The organism is Arthrobacter sp. NicSoilB8, assembly GCF_019977355.1.
Lineage (GTDB): Bacteria > Actinomycetota > Actinomycetes > Actinomycetales > Micrococcaceae > Arthrobacter.
In genome coordinates this window covers 449,237-472,583 of sequence record NZ_AP024655.1, presented here as the reverse complement: position 1 = coordinate 472,583, position 23,347 = coordinate 449,237, and the positions used below count along the sequence as shown (strand labels likewise).

Here is a 23,347-nt window from a genome sequence, read left to right as displayed (position 1 = left end):
TTAGCGGCTGAGGGGTACCGGTTCAGCCTCCGACGCCGGCACACAGACCCGAACGGCCGTCGCAGGCTTACGAGCCGACCGGGGAAAGGGCGCCGACGAGGCCGAACAGGTTCTTCGGGTCCTCGGGGCTGGCCACGAGGTCGATCTCCACATAGAAATCGGTGCCGGCGACGGCGTCGCGCACGAACCGCAGCGCGGAGAAGTCCTCAATGGCAAAGCCCACTGAATCGAAGATGGTGATCTGCGCATCCCCGGTTCGTCCTGGTGCCTTGCCGGCCAGCACCTGCCAGAACTCCGTGACGCCAAAGTCGGCCGGCATGTGCTGGATCTCCCCTTCGATCCGGGTTTGGGGGGCGTACTCGACGAACACGTCGCCGAGTCCCAGAATTGCTGGTTCAAGCTCGGTCTTCCCGGGGCAGTCCCCGCCGATGGCATTGATGTGGACGCCCGGTTCAATCAGATCCGCCGTGAGGATGGTGGCATTGGCCTTGTCCGCGGTGCACGTGGTGATGACATCGGCTCCACGCACCGCATCCGCGGCGGAGGTGGCGACTGTGATGTCGAAGCCCAGCGGCGCCATGTTGGCCACGAACTTCCTGAGCGCGGCAGGATCCGTGTCCCATACCCGGAGCGTGGAAATGCCCAGGGCACTGCGGAAGGCGAGGGCCTGGAACTCGGACTGGCTTCCGCTGCCGATCATCGCCATGACGCGCGAGCCGGCACGGGCGAGCTTCTTCGCCACCATGCCGGACGTCGCCGCGGTGCGCAGCGCAGTGAGCACTGTCATCTCGGTGAGGAACGTGGGATAGCCGTTGTGAACGTCGGCCAGGACGCCAAACGCCGTCACGGTCTGGAATCCGCGCGCCGGGTTGGACGGGTGGCCGTTGACGTACTTGAAACCGTAGGTCTCGTGATCGCTGGTGGGCATGAGTTCGATGACGCCGAACGGCGTGTGGCTGGCGACCCGGGGAGTCTTGTCGAACGATTCCCAGCGGCGGAAGTCATCCTCGACGTAGTCGATCATGCCGGAAATGATGGCCTCCGGCCCGCGGCCGGCAGCCCAGCGCACCATGTTGTGGACATCGACAAAGCGCGTCATTGCGCCCCTCATTCTCTCGTTAGCTGCTGATGCCACAACTCTAGAGTTCGGCGATATGCAGTCTCAATTGCCAAAGAGCAAGCTTTTTATTGCACAACTGAGCATAGTGATGACTCATTCTGCACATTATGTTGACTGACATTATGTTGACTGGGGCCTTTCGGCGCCCTGCCCCTAGCGCAGCACGGAGCTGAGCAAGAGGCTCGTTTCGCTGTTGACAACGCCATCGACTCCCCGGATCCGGCCAAGGACCTGGTCGAAGTCAGGAAGGCTCTCGGTGCGGAGTTCGGCCACAAGGTCCCACCCTCCGTTGGTGGTATGCAGTGCCGTGATTTCCGGAAAGCCCCTGAGCTGGCGGATAACCCGGTCCGTCGTCCTGCCCTCCACGGCGATCAGGGCAATGGCGCGGATCGCCAGCGGATCGAGCTCATCACGCACCCGGACCGTGAATCCGACGATGGTCCCGGACGCCACCAGGCGCTCCAGCCGGCTGTTGACCGTGGCCCGGGCGACCTTGAGCCGCCGTGCCAGGCTCGCCACCGAGGCGCGGCCGTCCTCACGGAGGGCGGAGAGGAGCCGGCGGTCAAGGTCATCGAGGGCGGTCATTGTCACAATGTATGGTGCGGTTCCATATTTTGCGACTTTTCCACTAGAAGGTGCGGTTCCCGGTCAGTGATCGTGCTCAGCTGGTGTCAGCGGGGCGCGTCGGGGTGGATGCTGCGGGTTTCGCCGCGTTCCTGCCGGGTGCGGAGCCAGCCGGGACGGTGAAGCTTCGGCAGCACCTTCACGGCCGCCAAGGCTGCGTACATCACGGTATTGATCGCGACAAACGTCGCCAGGATGGCGAACCACTCCGAGTCAAGGAGCGACTGCGGAAAGAGAATCCCCGTGGGGACGGACACGCCGGTGAGGCTCATGCGGACTCCTTGATCGAATCTGCCGCGCTGGTGTGGGTTACGTGCTTCCAGTTCGCGGTCCGGCCCAGCGAAATGTCGATGATGCCCTTGACGTAGACGATGTTCAGGAACATGTCGAAGAAGAGTTCCGGGAAGAGGGTGACGGCCAGGAGCCGGGCCCGCCAGCCGCCCTTCCAGACCGTGGCTACGCGTTCGATCATGAACACCCCGCCGAGTCCCAGCCAGAACGGGAACCAGATCCAGACGTCGAGGGAGAACACCATGAGGAAGATCAGCAGCAGGTAGGCGCTGAGGGCGATCACGCCATAGCCGATGCCGAGCTGCTGCGCCCAGTAGCGCATTGTCTGGGACGTGACCCCGTACGCGCCAATGTTCTCGAGTGCTCCCCGCTGCCACCGCAGCCGCTGGGACCAGAGAGTCGACCAGGTGGGCATGAGCTCGGTGACCACGGTGCAGGCTGCCGGTGAGATCATGAGCGCGCCGAGGGACTTGAGCGCGATGGTCAGTTCGTTGTCCTCGGTCAGGGCCGCCGTGTCATAGACGTCGCCCCGAGCCCCGGGAAGCGATTTGCCGCGTTGCTCCGCAATGGTGCGCAGGGCGATCGGGCCGAAAAGCGAAGCGGTGCCGGTGAGCACGAAGACCCTGCCCTGCCGGCGCTTGATCTCCCGGCCGTAGCGGAGGTATTCGTTGCGCTGGAACTGGCCGAGGACGCCGTGGCCTTCCTCCCCGTAGAACAGCCCGCCCACCGCCATCAAAGCCCGGTCGTCCACGAAGCGTTCCACGGCCGTGCCGAGGAAGCCGTCGTCGAGCCGGGTGTCGGCGTCCATCACCATCACCACATCGTTGGTTCCGAGCGAGGGGAGGATTTCCTTGAGCACCTGGTTGAGCGCCCCGGCCTTCTTCTTTGTGTTGCCGACCGATTCGTAGACCTCGACGCCGGCACCGCGGGCGATGCCGGCGGTGCCGTCGGTGCAGTTGTCCGCCACCACGATGATTCGTTCCGGGCTGCGGGACTGCGCCCGCAGCGAGGCGATCGTGGACGGCAGCGAGACCTCTTCGTTGTGGGCCGGGATGAGCACGGTGACGGTGACGGGCCCCGCGTAGAGCCCGCGCGTGGCGGCCATCACGATTTTGGGGGCCAGCGGTGCAATCCGCAGGTTGGCTGACCTCCTGGACCGGGTGGTGATCCGGCGCTCCAGCAGCGCGACGCCGGCGGCAAGGAACACCGCGAGGGCGACCGCCGCGCCCAGGATCCGTGTGCCGGGAGCGTTGGTGCTGTAAAGCACGTTCCACACGCCCAGGATGATGCCCTGCGGCGGACCTTCAGCCTGCGCATGGCCGCCCGCGGCGACAGCGGCCCACAGAAGCGCCGCCGCAGTGCCGGCGATGGCTGCAATGACCAGACCTACTGTCCGGTGGAGTTGACCTCTGCCCATCGACCGGATGATAGCAGGGAATCATTAGCCCCACCCGCCACGTGGACATCACCCGTCACGAATCGGCCGGGCCGTTGCTGTAGCGCCGCCGGCACCAGACGGCACGAAGGAGCCGCAGGCAGCTATTCTGCCCGGGATCCGAGCGGAGTATCGTGGATCCCGGCAGGACGGTCTCGTCCGGTCCGGCTGCGAGCAGTGTTCAGTGCTCAGTGCTTCCAAGCGTCATATCGGCGACTGCTTAGGAGGGCCCATGCCTTCAGCCACCGTCCCCATACCGCAGCCTCCCCCGCGGCCGGTAGTGGGCAACTTGCCCGACATCGACTCGAGCAAGGGCATTCTGGGGCTGGTCGAAGTGGCCGAGCAGTACGGCCCCATCGTCCGAATTCAGTTTTTCAACCGCAGCATCGTCGCCCTCTCCTCCCAGGAGCTCGTCAACGAGGTGTGCGACGAATCCCGCTTTGGCAAGGTGCTCGGCGTCGCCCTCCGGGAGGTGCGGCAATTCGCCGGCGATGGCCTGTTCACCGCGGAAACACAGGAGCCCAACTGGCAAAAGGCGCACCGGATCCTCATGCCGGCGTTTGGGCCAGCGGCGCTAAAGCGGATGTTCGTGGGCATGGACGACATCGTCGAGCAACTGCTGCTGAAGTGGGAAAGGCTTGGCCCCACTGCCCGGATCGACGTTCCGGACAACACCACCCGCCTGACGCTGGACACGATCGCCCTGTGCTCGTTCAAATACCGGTTCAACAGTCTCTACCGGGAGGAGATGCATCCCTTCGTCGGGGCCATGGTCCGCGCCCTGGTCGAATCCGGGGACCGGGCCCGCAGGCTCCCGGTGCAGAACAAGATCATGCTGCGCCGGCGTCACCAGCTCGAGGAAGACAACGCCCTGATGTTCGAGGTCGCCGAGCAGATGATCAGCGACCGGCGGCGCAATCCCAGCCCGGCGGGCAGCGAGGACATCCTCGACACCATGCTCAACGCGGCGGACCCGGTGACCGGCGAGCGGCTGTCGGATGAGAACATCCGCTATCAGATGGTCACCTTCCTGATCGCCGGGCATGAGACCACGAGCGGCCTGCTGTCCTTCACCCTCTACGAGCTGATGCGGCATCCGGCGGTTCTTGCCAAGGCGCACGCCGTGGTGGACGAGGTCCTGGGCACCGAAAGCGCCAGGTTCGAGCACCTGCCCCGACTGGGATACCTGGACCAGATCCTCAAGGAAACGCTCCGGCTCTGGCCCACCGCCCCCGCGTTCAACGTGGCTCCGTTCGAGGACACGACGCTGGGCGGCCGCTATGAAGTTCCCGCGGGCCAGCCCATCATGGTCCTGCTCCCGCGGCTGCACCGGGACAAGGCGGCGTGGGGCGAGGACGCCGGCATCTTCGACCCGGAGCGGTTCTCGCCCGAGCGGGCCGCGGCGATCCCCGCGAATGCGTGGAAGCCCTTCGGCAACGGGCAGCGCTCCTGCATCGGCCGGGGCTTTGCCCTGCAGGAGGCCATGCTCTTCCTGGCCAAGCTCCTGCAGCGCTTCGACATCACCCCGGCGGACCCGGGCTATGAACTGCAGATCAAGCACACGCTGACGATGAAACCGGAAGGACTGTTCATCCATGTGCGCCGGCGGGACGTCCGGATCGCCGCCGCCAGTGATGCCGCCGCCGACCATGCCCGGCAGGCGGAAACGCCGAGCGCCGCCCCCAACGGCATCCCGATCCGGGTGCTCTACGGCTCCAACGCCGGCACGTCCCAGGACTTCGCCCAGCGCATTGCCAACGACGCCGGACGGCGCGGTTACAGCCCCACCATCGGCCCGCTCGACGAGGCGGCCGGCGGGCTGCCGACGGAGGGGCTCGTCGCGATCGTGGCCTCCTCCTACGAGGGGCAGCCGCCGGACAACGCCCGAAAATTCATGGCCTGGACCGAAGGCCTGCCGCCGGGCAGCCTCACCGGGGTGCGGTACACGGTTTTCGGCAACGGCAACAAGGACTGGGCGCGAACGTACCAGCAGGTGCCCAAGGCAATCGATGCCCGGCTCGAGGCCGCCGGCGCCGGACGGATCTATCCCCGGGGCGAGGCCAACGCCCGCGGCGACTTCTTCGGCGATTTCGATGAGTGGTACGCGGGATTCTGGTCTGCCGTCGACGCCGCCCTCGGGCAGAAGACCAGCCCGCCGGCCGCGCAGCCCCAGCTTGAACTTCAGTTCGTGGGCAACGTCCGGGATCCGCTGCTGCGCCAAAACGGCCTGGCCCTCGGCACCGTCGTCGCCAACCGGGAACTTGTCGATCTGGCCAAGCCGGGCGCCCGGTCCAAACGGCATGTCGAAATCGCCCTGCCCGAAGGGATGAGCTACCGGACCGGCGACTATCTGGCCGTCCTGCCGCTGAATCCCAGCGGACTCGTCCAGCGCGCCCTGGCCCGCTTCAACCTCGACTACGACTCGCACGTCCTGCTGAGCATGGAGCGCGGAGACACGTTCCTGCCCACCGGCGCGCCTGTGGCCGTGGGCGAACTGCTGAGCAGCTACGTCGAGCTCGCCGTCCCGGCGACGCGCACGCAGCTCGAGGACCTGGCCGATGTCGCGGCGGATCCCGCACACCGGAGGGACCTTGAGGCCCTGGCGCGGGACCGCGAGCGTCACGCGGCCGAGATCCTCGACAAGCGCGTCTCCCTCCTGGATCTGCTGGAAACGTATCCTTCGTGCCAGCTGTCGTTCACCTCGTTCCTGCAGCTGCTGACCCAGCTGACGCCCCGGCGGTATTCCATTTCCTCGTCCCCGCTGTGGAGCCCTGACCACGCAACCTTGACGTTCGCCGTCGTCCAGGCACCGGCGTGGTCGGGCCGCGGCATCTTCGAAGGGGCCTCGTCGACCTATCTTGCCCAGGCCAGGCCGGGATCACGGATCGCGGTGACCGTGCGCCCCTCGAATGCGGCCTTCCACCCGCCCGCATCCTTGGCGGTCCCGCTCATCATGGTCTGCGCCGGAACCGGGCTGGCGCCGTTCCGTGGCTTCATCCAGGACCGGGCGCTGCGGGCCCAGGCCGACGGGTTGGCGCCGGCACCAGCACTGCTGTTCTTCGGCTGCCGCGCCCCGGACACCGATTTCCTGTATCACGACGAACTCGCGGCCTGGGCGGACGAAGCGAACCTGGACCTCCGGCCGGTCTTTTCCACCGCACCCGAAGACGGCATGAAGTACGTCCAGGAACGGCTCTGGGCAGACCGGGCGGACGTCGTCGAGCTGGTCAAGCAGGGCGCCACGGTCTACGTCTGCGGCGACGGCAAGCACATGGCTCCTCAGGTGCGCGAAACATGCGCGCTCATCTACCAGGAGGCGACCGGCGCCTCCAAGGCGGACGCCGAGGCGTGGATGGATGAGGTGGAACGCACCCACGGCAGGTACGTGGCCGACATCTTCACCTGATAACGCCCAGCCGCTCCCGCAGCCCGGCCGCGAGTCCGGCTATGGTCAGGAGGTCGAACAGTCCGCCGCCGATTTTCACGAGACGGCGGCGCTTGACCCCGGCAAGCCGGAGCCGGAGATGTACCCGGGTCCCGGTCCCGGCACCCGTCCCGGCGTCCGGCGCAGGCCTCAGCACGATCGCCCAGCTGACAGCCAGCGCGCCGCGTCGCGAGCGGTGCACCAGGACCCGTGGCGGGTCCACGGCCATGATCTCGAAGGTGGCCCCGGGGCTGCCCCAGTCGGCAATGACATCTCCCGCCCTGAGGCCCTGCAGCTCCGGGTCAATGGTCCGGAGGGCCCGGCGCCTGGCCGGGATCAGCGCTTCGGCCCAGCCGGGCAGGTACCAGCCGGAGCGTTCCTTGCCCAGCTGGGCGATCCACGGCCAGACGGCCTCGGGAGGGGCAGGCAGGTCGAAGCCGCGGTCCATCACCACGTCCGGGGCGGGGACCAGCGCATCGCCTGGAACAAGGGCCCGGACCTCGTCCGGGAACGGACCGACTCCCAGGAATCCGGTATTCATGCGTGCCTTCCCGCCGATGCCGCCTAGCTGGCTAATATCAGCGGTGGTTGAACTCCGGCTGCCGCTTCTCGGTGAAGGCGGCCATGCCTTCCTTCTGGTCCTCGGTGGCAAACAGCGAGTGGAACACCCGCCGCTCAAACAGCACGCCCTGGGCAAGACCGGTCTCGAACGCCGCGTTCACGGCCTCCTTGGCCACCATCGCCACGGGTTTGGATTTGGACGCGATCACCGCGGCAGCCTTCAGCGCCTCCTCGACGACGTCGGCCGCCGGAACCACACGGGACACCAGGCCCGCCCGCTCGGCTTCATCGGCGTCCATGAAGCGGCCGGTCAGGATCATGTCCATCGCTTTGGCTTTGCCCACCGCGCGGGTGAGCCGCTGCGAGCCGCCCATGCCCGGGAGCACGCCGAGATTGATTTCCGGCTGGCCGAACTTGGCGGTGTCCCCGGCGATGATGAAATCGCACATCATCGCCAGCTCGCAGCCGCCGCCCAGCGCGAACCCGGACACGGCCGCCACAACGGGGATGCGCAGCCGGGTGAAGTCCTCCCAGCCGCGGAACCAGTCCGCCGCGTACATGTCCATGTAGCCCTTGGACTGCATTTCCTTGATGTCCGCGCCGGCGGCGAAGGCCTTCGCCGAACCGGTTACCACCACCGCACCCACCGCCGGGTCCGCGTCCATCGCGGTGACGGCCTGCACGAGTTCCTCCATCGTGGCCTTGTTCAGAGCATTCAGGGCCTCGGGCCGATTGAGCGTCACGAGGCCCACACGGCCGCGGCGCTCCACCAGGATGTTCGCGTACTGTTCCGTCATGAATGTTCCCCTTAGCTGGTTCTGGGTCTTGGTGTAGCGCGGGCCCGGGACTAGTGCCCGTGCGTGCCGGCTTCCGATGTGCCGGATTCCGACTTTTCCCGGATGTCGGTGATGATGCCGGAGAAGTCCCGGCCGGCACCGCCTTCCGCGGCAAAGGTATCGTAAATTTCGGATGCGAGCGGGCCGAGCCGGGCCGCGACGCCGGTGCTCTGGAGCGCGTTGAGCGCCAGCTTGAGGTCCTTGGCCATGAGCGCCCCGGCGAAGCCGGGCTGGTAATCGCGGTTGGCGGGGCTGGTCGGGACCGGCCCCGGCACGGGACAGTTGGTGGTCAGCGCCCAGCACTGCCCCGACGCCGCGGAGGCGACGTCGAACAGCGCCTGGTGGGTCAGCCCGAGCTTCTCGCCGAGCACGAACGCCTCGCTGACGGCGATCATCGAGACGCCCAGGATCATGTTGTTGCAGATCTTGGCCGCCTGGCCCGCGCCGTGCCCGCCGCATTGGACCACCCGCTTACCCATGACGTCCAGCAGCGGCCTGACCGCCTCGAAATCCTCCGGGAGCGCGCCGACCATGAACGTCAGCGTCCCCGCCTCGGCCCCCACCACGCCTCCGGACACCGGAGCGTCGACGGCACGGTGGCCTGCCGCCACCGCGAGTTCCGCGGCCTCGCGGGCCTCGTCCACGTTGATCGTGGAACAGTCGAGGAACATGGTGCCCGGCGCCGCAGCGGCCAGCAGGCCGGGCTGGCCGTCGGTGCCGCGGTAGGCATCGAGGAGGTGCTTGCCGCTGGGCAGCATCGTCAGCACGACCCCGGCGCCCGCCGCGGCCTCCGCTGCCGTCCCGGCGGTCGGGATGCCGTGCTCCCGGGCGGCGTCCAGCGCCGCCGGCACGACGTCGAACCCGGTCACGCTGTACCCGGCCTTGACCAGGTTGACGGCCATCGGGCCGCCCATGTGGCCGAGCCCGAGGAAAGCGATGCGGCCTTCCTGTGGTGTGGTCTCAGGCATTGTTCTTCTCCTTTGAAGAGAGCCGCAGTTCACGGTCGCCCAGCGGCGCAAAGTAGGACTCGACGTCCTCGTTCGTCACGTCTGCGAGGATGGCGGGCTGCCAGTGTGGCGTGCGGTCCTTGTCCACCACCTGCGCCCGGATGCCCTCGCGGAAGTCGGGGCCGGCAAGGAACCTCAGGCCCACCCTGTACTCCTGTTCCAGGGCCTCCGCCAAACTCAGTCCGCGGACCCGGTGCAGGGATGCCAGCGCCACTTTCACGGCCGTCGGTGATTTGGCGGTGATCGTGTCCGCGGCCTCGGCGGCTGCTTCTCCCCCAATAGTGCGCAGCCGGCGAACGATCTCCCCGGCGTCATCACTGGAGTAGCAGACGTCGATCCACTCGCGCTGTCCGGCGAGACCTGACGGCGGCGCGGGTTCGGCGAACCGTGCGACGGCGGCGTCCGCAGGTTCGGTTTCGAGCGCTGCCGCCAATTCCGGCAGCCGGCCCGAGGGCACAAAGTAATCGGCGAGGCCCAGGAACAGCGCGTCCGCCCCGCTCAGGTGGGCGCCGGTCAGGGCCGCGTGCGTGCCGGTCTCCCCGGGCGAGCGGGACAGCAGGAGCGTCCCGCCGACGTCGGGCACGAACCCGATGGTCGTTTCCGGCATGCCCGAGCGGGTGCGTTCGGTGACGATCCGCACCGAGCCGTGCGCGGAGATGCCCACCCCGCCGCCCAGGACCAGCCCGTCCATGAAGGCGACGTAGGGCTTGGGGTACTCGGAGATGAGCAGGTTCAGCCGGTACTCGATCGCCCAGAAGTCCGCGGTGGCGTCCCCGCCGTCGAGCATGTCCCGGTAGATGGCCACGATATCGCCCCCCGCGCACAGGCCGCGGTCGCCGGCGCCGCGGACCAGTACCGCCGCGACGGCGTCGTCGTCGGCCCAGAGCCTGAGCTGGTCCAGCATCGCGGCAGCCATTCCGGCGGTGAGCGCGTTGACGGCCTTGGGCCGGTTCAGCGTCACGACGCCGAGGCGGCCGCGGCGCTCGAACAGGACGTCGGCGGTCTCGTCGGCCTCCTGATCCGCCATCAGCTGCCTTCCGGCATCACGAAGCTGGCGCCCTGGCGGATGCCGGAGGGCCAGCGGGTGGTGACCGTCTTGGTCTTCGTGTAGAAGCGGAAGGCATCAGCGCCGTGCTGGTTCAGGTCGCCGAAGCCCGAGGCCTTCCAGCCGCCGAAGGTGTAGTAGGCGATCGGCACGGGGATGGGGACGTTGATGCCCACCATGCCCACCTGGACCCGGCTGGCGAAGTCGCGGGCGGCGTCGCCGTCGCGGGTAAAGATGGCCACGCCGTTGCCGAACTCGTGCTCACTGCAGAGCCGGAGTGCCTCGTCGTAGTCGTGGGCGCGGAGCACGCTGAGCACCGGGCCGAAGATCTCTTCCTTGTAAATCTTCATGTCCTTGGTGACGTTGTCGAACAGGGTGGGACCCACCCAGAAGCCGCCGTCATAGCCATCCACCTTCAGCCCGCGGCCGTCCGTGAGGAGGCTGGCGCCTTCCTCGACGCCGGAGGCGATGTAGCCTTCGATCCGCTCCTTCGCGGAGGGTGCCACGACCGGGCCGAAGTCGGAATCCTTGGCGAGGCTGTGGCCGACCTTGAGGCCTGCGATCCGCTCCTGCAGCTTCTCCACGAGGGCGTCCGCGGTCTTCCGGCCGACCGGAACCGCCACCGAGATCGCCATGCAGCGCTCGCCTGCGGAGCCGAAGCCGGCCCCGATAAGGGCATCCGCGGCCATGTCGAGGTCCGCGTCCGGCATGATCACCATGTGGTTCTTGGCGCCGCCGAAGCACTGGGCGCGCTTGCCGTTTGCCGCGGCGGTGGCGTAGATGTACTGGGCAATTGGTGTGGACCCGACGAAGCCGATGGCCTGGACCCGGGGGTCCTCCAGCAGGGCGTCCACCGCTTCCTTGTCCCCGTTGACCACGTTGAACACGCCGTCGGGCAGGCCCGCCTCGGTGAAGAGCTCGGCCAGGCGGAGCGGCACGGAGGGGTCACGCTCGGAGGGCTTGAGGATGAACGCGTTGCCGGCGGCGAGGGCCGGCCCCGACTTCCAGAGCGGGATCATGGCCGGGAAGTTGAACGGCGTGATGCCGGCGACGACGCCGAGCGGCTGGCGCATCGAGTGCACGTCCACGCCGGTGCCGGCGCTGTCCGAGAATTCGCCCTTGAGCAGGTGCGGGGCCCCTGCGGAGAATTCGACGACTTCGATGCCGCGCTGGATGTCGCCCTTGGCATCGAGGAAGGTCTTGCCGTGCTCGGAGGACAGCAACGTGGCGAGCTCATCCATGTTCTGGTTGACCAGGTCCACGAACTTGAGCAGGATCCGTCCGCGGCGCTGGGGGTTCATGGCGGCCCACTCCAGCTGGCCCTTTTCCGCGCTGGCAATCACATTGCGCACTTCCTCCGCGCTGGCCAGCGGCAGCCGGGCCTGGACCTCGCCCGTGCAGGGATCGTACACATCGCTGAACCGGCCGGAGGTGCCGTCCACCCGCTGACCGTCGATGTAGTGGGATAGCTCTCGAACCATGACCGAATGCTCCTTTGCATGTGACCTAGATCATCTCTGCACCCGAATATACTCGGACTTCCTACTAATTTCCAGAGGACGGGTATGGTCCGGCCGCTTCGTCCGGGGGCCAAGTTCGGTAAGTTAGGGACTGTGAAGATTGCTACCTGGAATGTGAATTCGCTCCGCGCCCGTGCCGACCGCGTCGAGGCGTGGCTTCAGCGCACCGACTGTGACGTCCTGGCCATCCAGGAAACGAAGTGCAAGGACGAGAACTTCCCGTGGGAGCTGTTCGAGAATCTGGGCTACGAGGTGGCGCACTTCGGCCTGAGCCAGTGGAACGGCGTCGCGATCGCCTCCCGGGTGGGGCTCGACGACGTCGAACGCACGTTCCTGGACCAGCCCGTGTTCGGCAAGAACGGCAAGGATGCCGTGCAGGAGGCCCGTGCCATCGGCGCCACCTGCGGCGGCATCCGGGTCTGGAGCCTCTACGTTCCCAACGGCCGCGCCCTCGACGACGAGCACATGCCCTACAAGCTCAGCTGGCTGGATATCCTGAAAGGCCACGCCGGCAGCTGGGTCAAGGAGGACCCCCAGGCGCAGATTGCGCTGATGGGTGATTTCAACATCGCGCCCCTGGACGAGGACGTCTGGGACATCGACTACTTCCGCTCCGAGGGCCTCACGCACGTCAGCGAGCCCGAGCGCGCCGCCTTCCGGGCCTTTGAGGAGGCCGGCTTCCAGGACGTGGTCCGCCCGCACACGCCGGGGCCCGGCGTCTACACCTACTGGGACTACACGCAGCTCCGCTTCCCGAAGAAGGAAGGCATGAGGATCGACTTCATTCTGGCCTCCCCCGCCCTGGCGGCGCGGGTGACCGGGGCGACGATCGACCGCGAGGAGCGCAAGGGCAAGGGCGCCTCAGACCATGCCCCGGTGATTGCGGAACTGGCGGACTAGTGGCTGCCGCCCAGGGAAGCGTCGTGATCCAATGACGGGGAACATCTACCGCGGACAGGTCGGCCTGCCGTTCTCCTCCGCGCTCCGGATCTACGAGCCCCTGGAGGCGTTCCCCGAGCAGCAGCAGGAGGCCCTGCGGGCCGCGGGCGCCGGACTGAAGTCCCGCGCGGCCGTGGAGAACGCAGAACTCCTGGCGTCCCTGGGCCGCATCACGCGCCAGGACGGGGACCCGTTTCCCACCGGCCGGACCGACCTCGTGCGGGTGGTCCCCGCACCGGCCAAGCAGACGTCCGCCGGCGCCACGCCCGACGCCGCCGAGCCCGGTCCCGGCGCTGCCGCCGCGCGGCCGGCCGACCGGCTGCTGTATTGTCCCAGCCAGCTGGTCCTCCGCGCCGGGCTGGCCGCCAATGCCCTGATGGAAGGCATCCACGGGCCCCTGGCCCAGCTCCTGATCCCGGAGGAACAGCGGGACAAGCACCAGGAGCGCATTGATGAGGTGCGCGCCCACGAGGGCGTCAGCAGGGTCCACACCCGTGCCTCCACGTGGGGCATCCCCTTCAGCTGGTTCTGCCTCTTCAAGGAATCGGACCCCACCGACGTCGTGGAATCCGAGGGCCGGATCGTCACGGTCCGCATCCGCACGAGCATCGCCGAGGCGCTTGAGCGCGTGAGCTATGCGGTGGCGCACCTGGCCATGGCCGCTCCCGATCTCGACATGCTCGAGGACCTGACGCAGCTCACGGAGTGGCTTGAGCTGTTCCATCCGGATTCGGCCGTGGAGCTCGACTACGGCGCGGTGGCGGACAAGGTCTATCCGGACGATTCGCCGCTGGACGTCCGCCTCGGCATCGAGTGCCTGGCGGAGGGCGACATGACCGGGGCGGCGGCGGCCTACCGGCGGCTGGCCTCGCGCTGGGTGCCGATCCGGCAGCTGGCCCGCGCTTCCTAGGCCCACGCTTCCTGCGCCCGCTCGGCACGAGCCGGACGGGCTAGTCGGGCGGTCTAGCCGGGCGGATTAGCCGGGCGGATTAGTCGGGTTGTTCAGTGCCGCGGCGGTGCCGTCGTCCTGCGAACGATCAGCCGGTGCGGCGCCACGGAGGACTGCACGGCCCCGGCAATTCCGTCGAGTTCGTCCAGCAGCATCTTGGTGCCGAGTTCGGCTTGTTCGTCCGGCCGCTGGCCTACCGTCGTGAGCCCCATGGCGTCGGCGAAGTCGTGATCGTCGATCCCGATGACCGACAGATCCTCCGGCACCCGCACCCCGGCCCTGTTGGCCTCGAAGATCACACCCATGGCCATCTCATCGGAGGCGCAGAAGATGGCCGTGGGCTTGGGACCGCCCCAGGCCCACAGGCGGCGGAACGCCTCCTGTCCGCTGCGGACGGTGAAGTCCCCCCACTGGTCCCATTCCGGCCGGACCGGCAGCCCCGCTTCCCGCATGATGTCCTGGAAGGCCTGGATCCGGACCCGGGGGACGTCGAAGTTGAGGTCGGTTTCGTCGTCGCCGTGCAGGAGCGCAATGTCGGTGTGGCCCAGCCCGATCAGGTGGCGGACCGCGGTGGCGGCCGCGGCGTAGTCGTCGATGCCGATGTAGGGGCACTCCTCGACGTGGCCTCCCACGACCACCAGCGGAATGTCGATCTTCTGGAGGTGCTCGATTTCCTCGTGGCTGAGGGCCATACAGAGGACCAGCAGGGCGTCGATCTGCTTGTAGACCATGGTCTTGCTGAAGAGCCGCTCCCGGTTGCTGCCGTGGCCGCCGAGATTGAAGAGGGAGAGGTTGTACTGGCGGGCATGCAGCTCCCGGTCCGCGCCCTCAATGGCCTTGGAAAAGAACCAGCGGCTGACGAACGGGGCCAGGACGCCGATGGTTTTGGTCCGGCCCGTTGCCAGGCCGGACGCGGAGGACGAAGCGACGTAGCCCAAGGATTCGGCAATGCCGAGGATCTTCTCCCGCGTTGCCGGGGAGACGCGGGGCAGTCCGCGGACGGCCCGGGACACGGTGGCCGTGGATACGCCGGCTGCGGCGGCGACATCCTCAATGCTGACGCCGGAGTGGCCGCCGCGCTGCGCCCTTTCTGTCCGTGCCACTTTTTGTCCCCTTGTTGACGGTCCGCAGATGCCTGACGGCAGTCCGCAGACGTTGTTGTGCCCCGCCACCCCCGCGGCAGTCGAATGGCCTGGCCCGCTCTTGGCTGCCGGGCGCCTAGCCGCGCCGGCTGGCCGTCCGGTTCGGCAGCCGCCGGCGCAGCCGGATCATCCCGTAGAGGGCCAGTAGCATGACGAGCAGGCCCAAAGCCCAGCCGAGGGCATCCTGGGCGGTCACCTCCATCCAGACGGTGACCACCAGGAGCACCACGGCCCAGAAGCCGAGGAACCCGATGATGATGTCAAAGTCCTCGCCGGAGCGCACCTTTCGACGCGATGCCGGCACATGGCCCTGGTTCTGCTCGTCGGTCATGATCGCACCGTCACTTGACGGCGCCGGCGGTGAGGCCGGCCACGATCTTGCGCTGGAACACCAGCACCAGGATGACCAAGGGAATGGTCACGATGGTGCCCGCAGCCATGATCGCGGTGTACGGGATCTGGTTGGGCTGCGCACCGGCGAAGCTGGCAATGGCCACCGTGACCGGCTGCGTGGCGTCGCTGGAGAGCTGGCTGGCGATCAGGAATTCATTCCACGAGGAAATGAAGGCGAGGATCGCCGTCGTGAAGATGGCCGGAGCGGCCAGCGGCATGATGACCTTCCTGAAGGCCTGTCCCTGCGTGCAGCCGTCCACCCGCGCCGATTCCTCCAGCTCCCACGGCATCTCCCGGAAGAAGGACGTCATGGTGTAGACGGTCAGCGGCAGCACGAACGAGATATTCGGGATGATCAGGGCCTGGTAGGTGCCCATCCAGCCGATGTTCGTGAAGAGCTGGAACAGCGGCGTGATGAGGGCGACGCCGGGGAACATGGAAGCCCCCAGGATAAAGCCCAGCACGAGGTACTTGAACTTGAAGTTCAAACGGGCCAGTGCGTAGGCCGCAAACACGCCGATCAGCAGCGACACCAGGGTCACGACGGTGCCGATGAACAAGCTGTTGAGCAGGGCCTGGCCGAAGTGGTTGCCGAAGGACGTGTCGAACGCGGTCTTGAAGTTGTCCAGCGTCACGTGGGTCGGCAGGATCGAGGTGTCGTAGGTGTAGCCGACGTCGCGGAACGCCGTCACCACCATCCAGTAGGCCGGTGCCAGGCACCAGAAGAGGATCACGACCGCACTGATATAGGTGCGGGCGCTGGCCCACTTCTCGCGGTTCTGTGCGACCTTCCGCCCCCGGTCCTGCTCTGCGCGCAGCTCGGTTGCGGCGCTCGTCGCGGCGGTCATTTCTTCCCCTTACCTGCGCCGGTCTGCTGCTCCACCACGTTCGCTCCAAGGAAGCGTACGAAGATGAAAGCCACCAGAAAGATGATGATGAACGTGATGGTGGACAAAGCCGCCGCCGCGTTGAAGCCCTGCCTGATCTGGTTGATTACCAGGATGGAGAGCGTCGTGGTGTTGTTGGCCCCGCCCGTCAGGATGTACGGGAGGTCGAACATGCGCAGCGCGTCCAGGGTGCGGAAGAGGATGGCCACCATGAGCGCCGGCTTCACCAGCGGCAGGGTGATCATCCGGAACCGCTGCCAGGCACTGGCGCCGTCGACCTTCGCCGCCTCATAGACTTCCGCGGGGATCATCTGCAGGCCGGCAAGAATCAACAGCGCCATGAAGGGCGTGGTCTTCCAGACGTCCGCGATGATCACGGCCCACCTCGCCGGCCATTCGCTGCCGGTCCACAGGACGGTGGTGTTGAAAAGCTTGTTGCCGATGCCTTCGAAAGCGAAGATGAACAGCCACAGCTTGGCCGTCACGGCGGTGGGGATGGCCCACGGCACCAGGACCGCTGCGCGGACCAGGCTGCGGCCCTTGAAGGCCCGTGCCATGATGACGGCCATCCAGAAGCCGAGCACCGTCTCCAGTGCCACAGTGACGATGGTGAAGAAGAAGGTGGTTCCGGTGGCGGACCAGAACTGTGCACCGAGGGTACCCGGCGGGCAGTCAACGGTTCCGCCGCCCGGGGCCGGGCACTGCTGGAAAATCCAGTTCACGTAGTTCGAGAAACCGGCCGGGCCACCCTCGGTGAAGAGACCCGTGGCGGGGTCTAGGCCGGCATCCTTTTGGAATGACATCACAATGGCGGTGATGATCGGGTACACGATCACCACTGACAGTGCGAGGATGGTTGGCGCCAGGAGCCAGGCTGCCCAGCGCCCCTGCGTCGCGATGCGGTTGTCCTCCCCGACACCCTTGGGTGCGTGGTGGATCGGTGCCCCGCCCGACGCCGGTGCCTTGACCGACGTCGGGCCTACTTCAGTTGCCATGATGGACCTACTGTCCCGCGCTAGCGGATTCGATGGACTTCTGCATGTCAGACAGGGCCGCGTCTACGGTCTTCTCGCCCTTGATGGCCGAGTACGCGTTTTCCTGGATGGCCTTGGTGACGGCCGGGTAGAACGGGGTGACCGGACGGGGCACGGCGTTCTCGATCGAGGTCTTCAGCACCGGCAGGTACGGCAGCTTGGCGACGAGCTCCTGGTCGTCATAGAGCTTGCCGATCACCGGGGCGAGCGAGCCCTGCGTGGCGAAGAACTTCTGGGTCTCTTCCGTGGTGAGGAACTTCAGGAAGTCCAGGGCCGTGGCCTTGTTCTTCGAATAGACGCTGACCGCTGCGCTGTGGCCGCCGAGGGAGGAGGCGCCCGGGCCGTCCTTGCCCGGCAGGGCGGTCATGCCCAGGACATCCTTGACCTTCGAGGAGCCTTCAGTGGTGGCCAGGTTGTAGACGTAAGGCCAGTTACGCAGGAACAGCAGCTTGCCGTCCTGGAAGGCCTGGCGGCTTTCCTCTTCCTGGAACGTGATGGCTTCCTTAGGGATCTGGCCGTCTGCGTAGGCCTTGGTCAGGTTCGCCATTCCCGCCTTTGCCTCAGGCGTGAGCAGGTTGGGCTTGCCGTCCGCGTCCAGCACGGCCCCGCCGGCGGAGTTGATCGCTTCAGAGGCGTTGACGGTCAGACCCTCGTACTTCTTGAACTGGCCCGAGTAGCAGCCGATGTTGTTCGCCTTGGCGATGGAGCACATGCCCATCATCTCGTCCCAGGTCTTCGGGGGCGTGGGAACCAGATCCTTGCGGTAGTAGAGGATGCCGCCGTCGGACGATTCCGGTGCCGCGTACAGCGTGCCCTTGTAGGAGGCGGCCGTGACGGTCGGCTTCAGCATGGCCGAAGTATCCAGCGCCATCTTGTCCTTGAGCGGCTGCAGCCAGCCCTTGGCGGCAAATTCGGCGGTCCAGACGACGTCGACGCTCGCGACGTCGTAGCCGGGGTCCTTGGCCTGGAAGTGCTGGACGAGGTCGTCGTGCTGCTGGTCGGCCTGGTCGGTCTGCTCCTTGAAGGTGACCTTCTCATTCGGGTGCGCGGCGTTCCACTTCTCGATCAGCGGACGGACCACGTTGCTGTTGTCCTTGCCCTGGACATAGGTGATGGGGCCGCGCCCGTCCAGGCCCTGCGAGGCGGCATCGCTGCCGCCGGAGGTGCCGCCACCCCCGCCGCCGCAGGCCGAAAGGGTCATGGCCAAAATGCCTGCTGTGGCGATGGGAAGTAGGAAGTTGCGGGTTTTCATACTGGAGTGCTCCTCGCTGAGTACCGGTGAAGGCCGGCCGTGCAGTTGATGTGCCGACCATCACAGTAATCAACACCCGGTGAGGAATGCAAGCGTTTACATGAATCCTTTATGCAAAGGAGACCCGGCGGGCCTGCCGGTCCGGCGACGCGCCTGGCGTGAATGTTGCCTCAATCTCACCGCCGCTTCAGCGGACGCGCTCGGCCCTGCCGAAGCGCGACCGCGCCCCGGATCCGATGTGGATCAGGACCGGGGTGCGCTTGCCCATCACGGCGTCGAGCGCCTCCACGAGCGAGGAGACGTCGGCCGCCAGCGTGTGCGGGGCGACGCCCTGACGCGGCTCCACACGGATCTTCAGTGCCGGCACCCCCCGGATTTCGTAGACGGCAACGGTGACTCCGGCCAGGTCGGGCCGGTCCGCGAGGGCCGCACGAAGCGCCTGCTCTGCCACGCCGCCGCTTATCCCGACATTGCCCGGCACGCCGCCAGGGTCCTCCTCGGCCACGATCAGGCTGGTCCGGCCCTTGCCCTGCTGGGCAACCCAGGCGATCATCAGGCCCAGCACCAACACCAGCGCAAGGCAGATCACCAGCCACAGCCAGCTCTCCTGGCGGCCGGGGAACTGCGTCCGTTCGAACAAATCGAGCCAGAAGTTCAACACGCCACCAGCCCACTCATGCCACCAGAAGCCGACCGCGGGGACGGTCGCCAGCAGCACCAGCAGGACGCCGATGGCGAGAAGCGTGATGCCGAGGATGCCGATCAGGACGCGGTTCAGGACCCGCGGGGTGTTGTTCATGCCCCCACCACTCCTGCCGTGGCCACGTGGATCCGCACGTCCGGCATGGGTGCGGGGCCCATCTCCGCCAGCTCCCGCCGCACGGCCTCCAGGACGGTGTCCGGCCGCAGCGGCACGCCGGAGGTAGGCCGGACGTTGATGTCGACCCGGTCCCGCGACACGATCACCATCACCTGTTCCTGGGTCACGTTGGCGGCCAGCCGCGCCCGGCGCGCCAGGGCGGCGGCGATCACTTCATCGTCCACCACGACGGCGGCCCGGCGGTCCGCCAGCAGGTGGCGGGCGCGCCGCCCCGGCAGCACGGCGTTGAGGAAGAAGAACAGTCCCGCCACGGCCACCACGACGCCGGTGACGACCAGCAGAAGCGGCGGCATGCCGGCCGGGAGCGCGACAACACGCTCGGCCGCCGTCAGCGGATCGACAATCCACGGCGGCTGCCCGATCGCGCGGACTCCAGTCTCCAGCAGCGCGTAACCGCACACCACAGCGACCAGGGTGGCCGCGATGACGGAGACGACGGCCCGTGATGAGTGCGTCTCCCGCTTGAGGATCCGTCCCATGCCGGCCGCGCCGGAAACTGGCGGCGCGCTCCCCGGCACTGGACCGGCGTCGTACGGGCCGGGACCGATCCCGGCGTTCTGGGTGTCCTGGCTCAATGCACCCGACCTCCCCCGCGCACGGTGGCCCCGCTGATGCGGATGTCCACCCGGCTGAGCTGCGCCCCGGTCAGTTCGGTCACGCGGTGCAGGATCTGGGCCTTGGCGGCGACGGTGCGCTCCCAGATGGAACCGCCAAACCCCGCCACGCGCGCGGGATCCCGGCGGACTACCGTCAGGGGCGGGATCCCGAGGTGCGTGACAAGCGAGAGCGCCAGCAGCCCGTCATCGTCCGACCACTCGGCCCGGACATCCTGCGGCGGCACGCCCAAGGCCTCGCCCGCAGCCCCCCGCGCCACGCTAGTCAGGGCCTGGGTGCTGATGCGGTTGTGCCCGGCCATCGCGACGCCGCGGACGGGCGCCCCAGCCGAGACGCTCATGAGGAGGAACGCCTGCCAGTGAGGGCATCAAACACGCTACGCAGGTCCAGCTTCCCCTCCGCGGCCCGGCCAAAGAGAGCGCCAATGCCCATGAAGAACAGGGCCCCGAGGAATCCCCAGGCGCCAAACTGGAAGGACATGAAAGCCACGAAGGCCCCTGCGAAGATTCCGACAACCGTCAGATTCATTGGATTGCCTCCCTTACCGGCCGGACCTCGCCGGACGCGGCGGGTTTGGCCGGGCCGGGCACATAGACATCATTGATCTCAATATTTACCTCGATCACTTCGAGCCCCACCAGCTCTTCCACGGCGGCGTAGACGGCGGCACGGACCTGGTCCGCGAGGGCCTGCAAGTGGGTGCCGTAGACGGCAACGAGGTCGATGTCCACGGCGGCCTGGGTTTCGCCGACTTCTACACGGACTCCCGCCGCATGGTCGGCGCTGCCGACGGCGTCGCGAATGGCCCCCAGGGCCCGCGACGGACCCGATCCCAGCGAGTAGACACCCGGCACCGATCGGGCGGCAATGCCTGCGACCTTGGCGATGGCGGCTTCCGAAATGACGGTGCGGCCGATGCCCGCCGGCGCGGGCAGCCCGTCCATAGGACCGGGCGCTGCACCGGCAACAGCACCCGCAACGGGTTGAGAATTCTGGTATTCCATGAGCCACTCCCCCTTCTCTTTGACACAACCCTAGTCCCTGCCTCGGGCCGCGCGGGGGAATCTTGCCGTGCCCGTTCCCCACGGCTCATGCCGGCGCCGGCCGCGGGGTGCGTGAAGTCAGCGGAGTCCGAAAAGAGGCGCCAGAATCTGCGTCCGGTTCTCAGCAGTGGGACTGCATCCATGCGTCGATCGGGCCGATGGCCTTGTCAAACTCCTCGCTGTTGAACTTGGAGAGGTCGTTGCCGGCGTCGTCGGCTACGGACTTCAGCCTGTCGATGGAGTCCTTGATGTCGGCCGGCACCTTGGCCTGCAGTTTCTCCAGTTCGGCCCGGGCCTTCTCCGCCTCCGCGGTGTCGTGTCCCGTTGCCGCGGCCATGGGCAGGGCCAGGACGGAGAGCACGGTGGCGCTCACGGCGGCGCAGGCCTCCGTGATGCTCCCGAATCCGCCCAGGGCTCCGCCGGATGCGTCGGGGCTGCCAGGCGCCGTGCCCGCCTCGCCGCCGGACGGGAAGTCGGATGGGAAGTCGGACGGGAAGTCGGACGGGAGGCTGGTCGAGGTGCTGGTCGGGGGGCTTGTCGGGGCGCCGGACGCAGTGCTGTTCGGGCTGGCAGGAGCCTGGGATGGCGGACCGGAGGAGGCCGCCGGTCCCGCCGGTCCTGAACAGCCCGCCAGCGCCAGGGAAACGGCCAGGGCGGAGCTGGCGGCGGCCGCCACGGCCCCGCGGGGCCGGTCGCGTGGGACAAGGTGCTCGTGGGGTCGGCGACGCACGGTGCGTTCAGACCAAGGTGCGTACGGGAGGGTTTGCTGGCCCGTGTTCTGTCCCATGACTGTCTGTCGCATGATTGCCCTCCGGGCAAGATCCAAGGTATTCCGGCAGCCCGAGAATAGTACCGGAACACCCGCTCGGAACAGTGCCGAAGGACCGGTGGACCTACTTGCAGTTCGTGGCGATCCAGGTGGTGACGGGCGCCATGGCGGCCTGGAGCTTTCCGCTGGAGAACACCGTCTGGTCGGTGATGCCGGCCACCGCAACCTCATTGAGGTGGGCGAAATCTGCCTTGAGGCTGTCCGGAACACGCTCGGCTGTCTCGGCCAAGTCCGTCTTGAACTGCTCCAGTTCCACAGTCTTGCCCTGGGCCGCCGAGAGCGGAAGGAGAGTGGCCCCGGTGGCCTGCTCCGAGATCTTGGCGCACGCCTCTGCGGCGCTGGTGAAGCCGCCGAACGGTCCGGACGTTGCGCTGGGGCTCGGCGTGCCGGAAGCGGAAGCAGTGGCGGGGGCCGCGTCCGACGACGGCGCACTGCCGGCCTGTGGGGCCGAACAGCCCGTGAGGGCCAGCGCGGCGAGGAGGGCGGTTGCGGCGAGAGGACGGGCAATATTCTTCGAAATCACGTTGCAGAATCACTTTTCGGTTGAGATTGCGCCGCCCGCCCGGTCCGGGCTGCCGGCGGCCTTGCTGTTCTTTCCCCAGCGTGCGAGTCTAGCCCGGCCGGCCGCCCGGCCCCCAACCGGGCGCCGCCGGCCCTAAGGCAACAAGAAAAAAGCGGCGGCCTGCACCCTCTGATGCAAACCGCCGCCGGCAAGGACGAAGCGAAGAATCAGGCCCTGGCCTTGCGCTTCACCCATCCCCAAACGCCGGTGGCGACAAAGAGGACAAGTGCAATCAGTGCCAGCCAGAGCAGGCCCTTCACGGCAAAACCGACAATAGAAAGAACGAGCCAAATGACAAGAAGCGCAATTATTAGTCCCATCCATGCATCCTACGGGACAGGAGTTTTCGCCCGGGCGACAGCTACGGGGGCGCCTAGTCCCTCCCCGGTCCGCAGAACCCCGGACCGGACACCCGACAGCGTTAAAGAAGAAAAGCACCAGTTCTGAAAGAACTGATGCTTCTCAGTGGTGGCTCCGACCGGCGTCGATCCGGTGACCTTTCGATTTTCAGTCGAACGCTCTACCAACTGAGCTACAGAGCCTAGGTGACACGTCACCTTGACGGCCGGAATTTCTTCCGGCAATCAGAGCGACCCTGACGGGACTTGAACCCGCGACCTCCGCCGTGACAGGGCGGCGCGCTAACCAACTGCGCTACAGGGCCTTGCTTGTTACTGCTTGTACTGCATATTTCTTGCTGTCTGCAGTATCGCTACTGCAATTTTTCAAGGCCTTTAGCCTACCAGACTTTTTCATCCGGTTTGACCAGTTCCTTGCGTACCCCCAACGGGATTCGAACCCGTGCCGCCGCCGTGAAAGGGCGGTGTCCTAGGCCGCTAGACGATGGGGGCCAGAACGCCATCCGGTTTAACTCATCAGGGCAAAAATTAAGGGCCGAAGCCTTTCGTTTTTGTCCTCGCAGGTTCCTCCGAACGGGACTATAAAACTATAAGGGCACA

Annotated in this window: 25 protein-coding genes and 3 tRNA genes; 3 read left to right on the top strand and 25 right to left on the bottom strand. The window is 67.1% G+C overall.

Annotated elements, in window-relative coordinates; all coding sequences use genetic code 11:
* Positions 1–67: 67 nt before the first annotated feature.
* From LDO15_RS02215 to LDO15_RS02200, 4 genes are all read right to left on the bottom strand, one after another.
* Complete coding sequence (locus LDO15_RS02215; RefSeq protein WP_223983571.1) at positions 68–1,099, bottom strand: ornithine cyclodeaminase; 1,032 nt, start codon at positions 1,097–1,099, stop codon at positions 68–70.
* 174 nt (positions 1,100–1,273) lie between these two features.
* Positions 1,274–1,705, bottom strand: a complete 432-nt coding sequence (locus tag LDO15_RS02210) for an Lrp/AsnC family transcriptional regulator (protein ID WP_223983569.1) — start codon at positions 1,703–1,705, stop codon at positions 1,274–1,276.
* An 86-nt stretch (positions 1,706–1,791) separates the two neighbouring features.
* Positions 1,792–2,016 carry a hypothetical protein gene (locus LDO15_RS02205; protein WP_223983568.1) on the bottom strand — a complete coding sequence of 75 codons (225 nt, stop codon included), beginning with the start codon at positions 2,014–2,016 and terminating at the stop codon, positions 1,792–1,794.
* Entirely contained in the window at positions 2,013–3,452 is a 1,440-nt protein-coding gene (locus LDO15_RS02200) for a glycosyltransferase family 2 protein (protein WP_223983564.1), read from the bottom strand. Before LDO15_RS02200 ends, LDO15_RS02205 begins: the two co-directional genes overlap by 4 nt.
* A 250-nt stretch (positions 3,453–3,702) precedes the next feature.
* On the opposite strand from LDO15_RS02200, the gene LDO15_RS02195 reads away from it, so the two are divergent.
* Positions 3,703–6,876: a cytochrome P450 gene (locus LDO15_RS02195; RefSeq protein WP_223983561.1), complete on the top strand. Its 3,174-nt coding sequence runs from the start codon at positions 3,703–3,705 to the stop codon at positions 6,874–6,876.
* On the opposite strand, the gene LDO15_RS02190 is transcribed toward LDO15_RS02195, so the two are convergent.
* The 5 genes from LDO15_RS02190 to LDO15_RS02170 are packed head-to-tail and all read right to left on the bottom strand — an operon-like array spanning position 6,869 to position 11,824.
* The gene (locus tag LDO15_RS02190) at positions 6,869–7,435 is read right to left on the bottom strand and encodes a hypothetical protein (protein ID WP_223983558.1); all 567 of its coding nucleotides are present in this window, start codon (positions 7,433–7,435) and stop codon (positions 6,869–6,871) included. The genes LDO15_RS02195 and LDO15_RS02190 overlap by 8 nt on opposite strands.
* Positions 7,436–7,472: 37 nt before the next feature.
* Positions 7,473–8,252, bottom strand: coding sequence for an enoyl-CoA hydratase (locus tag LDO15_RS02185; protein ID WP_223983555.1), 780 nt, complete (start codon positions 8,250–8,252; stop codon positions 7,473–7,475).
* Between the two features lie 50 nt (positions 8,253–8,302).
* On the bottom strand, positions 8,303–9,259 hold the full coding sequence (mmsB, locus tag LDO15_RS02180; RefSeq protein WP_223983552.1) for a 3-hydroxyisobutyrate dehydrogenase: 957 nt from the start codon (positions 9,257–9,259) through the stop codon (positions 8,303–8,305).
* The gene (locus LDO15_RS02175; RefSeq protein WP_223983549.1) at positions 9,252–10,325 is read right to left on the bottom strand and encodes an enoyl-CoA hydratase/isomerase family protein; all 1,074 of its coding nucleotides are present in this window, start codon (positions 10,323–10,325) and stop codon (positions 9,252–9,254) included. The genes mmsB and LDO15_RS02175 overlap by 8 nt, the downstream gene beginning before the upstream one ends.
* Positions 10,325–11,824: a CoA-acylating methylmalonate-semialdehyde dehydrogenase gene (locus LDO15_RS02170; RefSeq protein ID WP_223983546.1), complete on the bottom strand. Its 1,500-nt coding sequence runs from the start codon at positions 11,822–11,824 to the stop codon at positions 10,325–10,327. Before LDO15_RS02170 ends, LDO15_RS02175 begins: the two co-directional genes overlap by 1 nt.
* Positions 11,825–11,956: 132 nt before the next feature.
* Between LDO15_RS02170 and LDO15_RS02165 the strand changes: the two genes are divergently transcribed.
* Entirely contained in the window at positions 11,957–12,763 is an 807-nt protein-coding gene (locus LDO15_RS02165) for an exodeoxyribonuclease III (RefSeq protein ID WP_223983542.1), read from the top strand.
* 31 nt (positions 12,764–12,794) lie between these two features.
* Positions 12,795–13,712: a hypothetical protein gene (locus LDO15_RS02160; RefSeq protein ID WP_223983539.1), complete on the top strand. Its 918-nt coding sequence runs from the start codon at positions 12,795–12,797 to the stop codon at positions 13,710–13,712.
* Positions 13,713–13,804: 92 nt separating this feature from the next.
* On the opposite strand, the gene LDO15_RS02155 is transcribed toward LDO15_RS02160, so the two are convergent.
* From LDO15_RS02155 to LDO15_RS02080, 16 genes are all read right to left on the bottom strand, one after another.
* The gene (locus LDO15_RS02155) at positions 13,805–14,854 is read right to left on the bottom strand and encodes a LacI family DNA-binding transcriptional regulator (protein WP_223983535.1); all 1,050 of its coding nucleotides are present in this window, start codon (positions 14,852–14,854) and stop codon (positions 13,805–13,807) included.
* Positions 14,855–14,969: 115 nt separating this feature from the next.
* On the bottom strand, positions 14,970–15,224 hold the full coding sequence (locus LDO15_RS02150; RefSeq protein ID WP_223983532.1) for a hypothetical protein: 255 nt from the start codon (positions 15,222–15,224) through the stop codon (positions 14,970–14,972).
* Positions 15,225–15,234: 10 nt separating this feature from the next.
* Positions 15,235–16,134, bottom strand: a complete 900-nt coding sequence (locus LDO15_RS02145; protein WP_223983530.1) for a carbohydrate ABC transporter permease — start codon at positions 16,132–16,134, stop codon at positions 15,235–15,237.
* Positions 16,131–17,168, bottom strand: coding sequence for a sugar ABC transporter permease (locus LDO15_RS02140; RefSeq protein WP_223983528.1), 1,038 nt, complete (start codon positions 17,166–17,168; stop codon positions 16,131–16,133). Before LDO15_RS02140 ends, LDO15_RS02145 begins: the two co-directional genes overlap by 4 nt.
* Before the next feature lie 7 nt (positions 17,169–17,175).
* A complete protein-coding gene (locus tag LDO15_RS02135) occupies positions 17,176–18,459 on the bottom strand; it encodes an ABC transporter substrate-binding protein (RefSeq protein ID WP_223983526.1) in 1,284 nt (427 codons plus the stop codon).
* A gap of 187 nt (positions 18,460–18,646) precedes the next feature.
* Positions 18,647–19,258, bottom strand: a complete 612-nt coding sequence (locus LDO15_RS02130) for an alkaline shock response membrane anchor protein AmaP (RefSeq protein ID WP_223983524.1) — start codon at positions 19,256–19,258, stop codon at positions 18,647–18,649.
* Positions 19,255–19,914, bottom strand: coding sequence for a DUF6286 domain-containing protein (locus LDO15_RS02125; RefSeq protein WP_223983522.1), 660 nt, complete (start codon positions 19,912–19,914; stop codon positions 19,255–19,257). Before LDO15_RS02125 ends, LDO15_RS02130 begins: the two co-directional genes overlap by 4 nt.
* Positions 19,911–20,294, bottom strand: a complete 384-nt coding sequence (locus LDO15_RS02120) for a hypothetical protein (RefSeq protein ID WP_223983521.1) — start codon at positions 20,292–20,294, stop codon at positions 19,911–19,913. Before LDO15_RS02120 ends, LDO15_RS02125 begins: the two co-directional genes overlap by 4 nt.
* The gene (locus LDO15_RS02115; protein ID WP_223983519.1) at positions 20,291–20,482 is read right to left on the bottom strand and encodes a hypothetical protein; all 192 of its coding nucleotides are present in this window, start codon (positions 20,480–20,482) and stop codon (positions 20,291–20,293) included. The genes LDO15_RS02120 and LDO15_RS02115 overlap by 4 nt, the downstream gene beginning before the upstream one ends.
* Positions 20,479–20,958, bottom strand: coding sequence for an Asp23/Gls24 family envelope stress response protein (locus tag LDO15_RS02110; protein ID WP_223983517.1), 480 nt, complete (start codon positions 20,956–20,958; stop codon positions 20,479–20,481). Before LDO15_RS02110 ends, LDO15_RS02115 begins: the two co-directional genes overlap by 4 nt.
* 160 nt (positions 20,959–21,118) lie before the next feature.
* Positions 21,119–21,799, bottom strand: coding sequence for a hypothetical protein (locus LDO15_RS02105; protein ID WP_223983514.1), 681 nt, complete (start codon positions 21,797–21,799; stop codon positions 21,119–21,121).
* Positions 21,800–21,890: 91 nt separating this feature from the next.
* Positions 21,891–22,349 (bottom strand): hypothetical protein, encoded by a 459-nt coding sequence (locus tag LDO15_RS02100; RefSeq protein ID WP_223983511.1) that lies wholly within the window; start codon positions 22,347–22,349, stop codon positions 21,891–21,893.
* A gap of 206 nt (positions 22,350–22,555) precedes the next feature.
* Positions 22,556–22,708 (bottom strand): hypothetical protein, encoded by a 153-nt coding sequence (locus tag LDO15_RS02095; RefSeq protein ID WP_223983509.1) that lies wholly within the window; start codon positions 22,706–22,708, stop codon positions 22,556–22,558.
* Positions 22,709–22,854: 146 nt separating this feature from the next.
* Positions 22,855–22,930: transfer RNA gene (locus tag LDO15_RS02090), tRNA-Phe, on the bottom strand.
* A gap of 48 nt (positions 22,931–22,978) precedes the next feature.
* A tRNA-Asp gene (locus tag LDO15_RS02085) sits at positions 22,979–23,052 on the bottom strand.
* Positions 23,053–23,166: 114 nt separating this feature from the next.
* A tRNA-Glu gene (locus tag LDO15_RS02080) sits at positions 23,167–23,239 on the bottom strand.
* Positions 23,240–23,347 lie beyond the last annotated feature (108 nt).

Coding starts and splice junctions, on each gene's coding strand:
- LDO15_RS02215 (WP_223983571.1), bottom strand. CDS start 1,099: ATGACGCGCTTTGTCGATGTCCACAACATGGTGCGCTGGGCTGCCGGC.
- LDO15_RS02210 (WP_223983569.1), bottom strand. CDS start 1,705: ATGACCGCCCTCGATGACCTTGACCGCCGGCTCCTCTCCGCCCTCCGT.
- LDO15_RS02205 (WP_223983568.1), bottom strand. CDS start 2,016: ATGAGCCTCACCGGCGTGTCCGTCCCCACGGGGATTCTCTTTCCGCAG.
- LDO15_RS02200 (WP_223983564.1), bottom strand. CDS start 3,452: ATGGGCAGAGGTCAACTCCACCGGACAGTAGGTCTGGTCATTGCAGCC.
- LDO15_RS02195 (WP_223983561.1), top strand. CDS start 3,703: ATGCCTTCAGCCACCGTCCCCATACCGCAGCCTCCCCCGCGGCCGGTA.
- LDO15_RS02190 (WP_223983558.1), bottom strand. CDS start 7,435: ATGAATACCGGATTCCTGGGAGTCGGTCCGTTCCCGGACGAGGTCCGG.
- LDO15_RS02185 (WP_223983555.1), bottom strand. CDS start 8,252: ATGACGGAACAGTACGCGAACATCCTGGTGGAGCGCCGCGGCCGTGTG.
- mmsB (WP_223983552.1), bottom strand. CDS start 9,259: ATGCCTGAGACCACACCACAGGAAGGCCGCATCGCTTTCCTCGGGCTC.
- LDO15_RS02175 (WP_223983549.1), bottom strand. CDS start 10,325: ATGGCGGATCAGGAGGCCGACGAGACCGCCGACGTCCTGTTCGAGCGC.
- LDO15_RS02170 (WP_223983546.1), bottom strand. CDS start 11,824: ATGGTTCGAGAGCTATCCCACTACATCGACGGTCAGCGGGTGGACGGC.
- LDO15_RS02160 (WP_223983539.1), top strand. CDS start 12,795: ATGACGGGGAACATCTACCGCGGACAGGTCGGCCTGCCGTTCTCCTCC.
- LDO15_RS02150 (WP_223983532.1), bottom strand. CDS start 15,224: ATGACCGACGAGCAGAACCAGGGCCATGTGCCGGCATCGCGTCGAAAG.
- LDO15_RS02145 (WP_223983530.1), bottom strand. CDS start 16,134: ATGACCGCCGCGACGAGCGCCGCAACCGAGCTGCGCGCAGAGCAGGAC.
- LDO15_RS02140 (WP_223983528.1), bottom strand. CDS start 17,168: ATGGCAACTGAAGTAGGCCCGACGTCGGTCAAGGCACCGGCGTCGGGC.
- LDO15_RS02135 (WP_223983526.1), bottom strand. CDS start 18,459: ATGAAAACCCGCAACTTCCTACTTCCCATCGCCACAGCAGGCATTTTG.
- LDO15_RS02130 (WP_223983524.1), bottom strand. CDS start 19,258: ATGAACAACACCCCGCGGGTCCTGAACCGCGTCCTGATCGGCATCCTC.
- LDO15_RS02120 (WP_223983521.1), bottom strand. CDS start 20,294: ATGAGCGTCTCGGCTGGGGCGCCCGTCCGCGGCGTCGCGATGGCCGGG.
- LDO15_RS02115 (WP_223983519.1), bottom strand. CDS start 20,482: ATGAATCTGACGGTTGTCGGAATCTTCGCAGGGGCCTTCGTGGCTTTC.
- LDO15_RS02110 (WP_223983517.1), bottom strand. CDS start 20,958: ATGGAATACCAGAATTCTCAACCCGTTGCGGGTGCTGTTGCCGGTGCA.
- LDO15_RS02105 (WP_223983514.1), bottom strand. CDS start 21,799: ATGCGACAGACAGTCATGGGACAGAACACGGGCCAGCAAACCCTCCCG.
- LDO15_RS02095 (WP_223983509.1), bottom strand. CDS start 22,708: ATGGGACTAATAATTGCGCTTCTTGTCATTTGGCTCGTTCTTTCTATT.